Origin of the sequence: Niallia sp. MER 6 (assembly GCF_023714395.1) — a bacterium.
In the GTDB taxonomy this organism is placed as follows: Bacteria; Bacillota; Bacilli; order Bacillales; family Cytobacillaceae; genus Niallia.
Genome location: NZ_JAMAUK010000081.1, coordinates 1 through 2,446 on the forward strand (window position 1 = coordinate 1; position 2,446 = coordinate 2,446).

Annotated in this window: 2 protein-coding genes; both read right to left on the reverse strand. The window is 41.5% G+C overall.

Annotated features, from left to right (window positions below; all coding sequences use genetic code 11):
* Positions 1-69: 69 nt before the first annotated feature.
* The gene (gene istB / locus M3600_RS28205) at positions 70-807 is read right to left on the reverse strand and encodes an IS21-like element helper ATPase IstB (protein ID WP_396897822.1); all 738 of its coding nucleotides are present in this window, start codon (positions 805-807) and stop codon (positions 70-72) included.
* Positions 807-2,306, reverse strand: coding sequence for an IS21 family transposase (istA, locus tag M3600_RS28210; protein WP_144547280.1), 1,500 nt, complete (start codon positions 2,304-2,306; stop codon positions 807-809). The genes istB and istA overlap by 1 nt, the downstream gene beginning before the upstream one ends.
* Positions 2,307-2,446: the final 140 nt, after the last annotated feature.

The window sequence follows — 2,446 nt, forward strand, 5'->3', positions numbered from 1 at the left end:
TGTTTTTTGCAAGCAAAAAGTGCAGAAAAATGCAGCGAAATTTACATAGGCTTGCAGCTAGTGTTTACATTAAATTCCATCTTGTGTTTTGATTGAAGAAAGTGCATTTTTCAACCGGTAACTTTCCCCGGTGAACGCAATGACATGGGCGTGATGCACTAATCTATCCACCAGGGCAGAAGTTAAACGATTATCCCCAAAAACTCGATTCCATTGACCAAATTCCAGATTAGAGGTTACAATCACACTCTTATGCTCATAACAGTCCGCAATAATGTGAAACAATAATTCTGATCCTTGCTTTTGAAAAGGGACGTATCCCAATTCATCTAGTATAAGCAAATCGCACTTCTCAATCTGGCGTTTTATCTTGTGTAAAGAACCTCCTTTCATCGCTTCCTCTAATTGGCCGACTAAATCAGCTACTCGGAAGAAACGGACCTCATACCCCATTTCACAAGCCTTTACTCCCAAAGCCATTCCCAAGTGCGTTTTTCCCGTGCCAGGCGTTCCCATAAGCAGTAGGTTCTGTTTTTCCTTTATAAAGCGGAGGTCACAGATTGCCTCTTTCGAGGTTGTCGCTGGCAAGTGCTGCTGCTCGGACCACTCATAGTCCCTAAGCCATTTAAGTTCCCTAAATTTGGCCTTTTTTATCAGCCTGGCGACTTTGGTGGTCTGCCTTGAATTGACTTCAATTGATAGAACATCACGAAGAAATTGCTCTTTACTTTCAAAAGGGACTTCCTCGAATTCCTGGATAATATGGGCAAGGTGGAGTGTCTTACAAATAGCCTTTAAATCAGCCATCAGGAAACACACCCTTCCAAGGAAGGACATAGAACCTTGTCATAAGTATGCAAATCGGTTTCATAATTAAGCAATATCTCCGGCGTGTGCACTTCGTTTAATTTCTCTGGATAAGTAGCTTCTTTGGCTTCCAGGATATACCCCAGTTCATGCGGAGCTCTTTCAAACCGTTCCTCCAATTCTAAGGCCGAATCAATATCATTTAGCGAATGCTTTTCTAATAATTTCTTTATCCCCTTCACCCGGGATCTGGTTTCCTCTGATCGTATCGTCAGATACGTTTGGACCTTCTCCGGCAAATACTTGAAAAAGCGTGAATACCTCACGGATCGTGGCTTCTTTTCCCAATCTATTAATATATCATTCCAGGGAATCACTCTTGTCGTATTCATATAAGGCCGGTCTTCTTGGTAAACAATTTCCCCGTCATTTGTAAAACAGGTGAATCGATCCCATTCCATTTTGAGAACTAATGCTTGTTTCATTCTCGCTTTGTGGATAACAAATTTATCACCGTCTACTTCAATTTCCCCGTATTTATTAACTGTTGCTGATTTCACTGAGTAAATCGAAAGATCCGTTAAAGGCAAGGCCTTCAAATGCTTTTTATCCTCTTCCCACAGCTCATCAATCAACACATTTTTTTCATAGTGGAGACGTTGCCTATCCTTTTCCATTTCCTCCTTCATCCAGTCCGCTAATTGGGGAAAACTCTCCATTATCGGAGCTGTTGTAAATAGATTATTCCTCGTATAGCCAACCTTCTTTTCCACATTGCCTTTTTCATGCCCGCTTGATGGGTTACATGCCTGCACTTCAAAGCCGTAATGGCATTTGAACCTTAAAAATGCGTCAGTGTAGGTCCGTTTACCCCCTTTGCCAATTGAAATAACTGCCGCTGCCAGGTTGTCTATACGTAAATAGGTTGGCACGCCTCCAGCCTGGTGAAACAACTGCTTTAGCCCTTCAAGGAAACATTCGGTATTTTCGCCGGGAAGAGGGTAACCAAATCCTGTATTACTTTGTGGAAAACTCAGGATTAGGGCTTTGATATCTTTATATGCTCCATCTTTTACGACAGTCATATTTCCAAAGTCCACCTGTGCTTCACCCGGAGGGTGTTCTAAACGCTCATGTCTTTCAATCTTGGCAGCTTTGAGTTGGGGCTTTCGATTCTGGATATATTCACATACGGTCCGATAGGACCCTTTGAAACCAAGGTTATCTCTAAGATCTTCATAGATTTTCTTGCTGGTTCTCCGTTCTTTTCTCTTGAGTTTCATGTCCTCCTCTAGCCAATCATCAACAATTTCTCCGAATCCTTCCTCGTACATCATTCCTCTTCTGGTGAACTTAAGGGTTTCTTCAAAACTTTCTCCATCAGCGTACTTCTTCACAGTCCTCCAATTACAACCAGTTTTTCTTGCAATTTCATTTATTGATAAGTCTTCTTCTTCTCTTAAATGTTTGATATAATCAACTTCAGGCATTGCTAGCATCCTTTCATGTCCTCCCACTGTTGTGATCTCTCAATCCATACAGTAGGGGATATTTTAGGGGCTGGCAAGCCTATTTTTTATGCAGTTAGATTCTGCACAAATTCCTCGCAAACCTCTGTACTTTTATTTTGCAATAAACA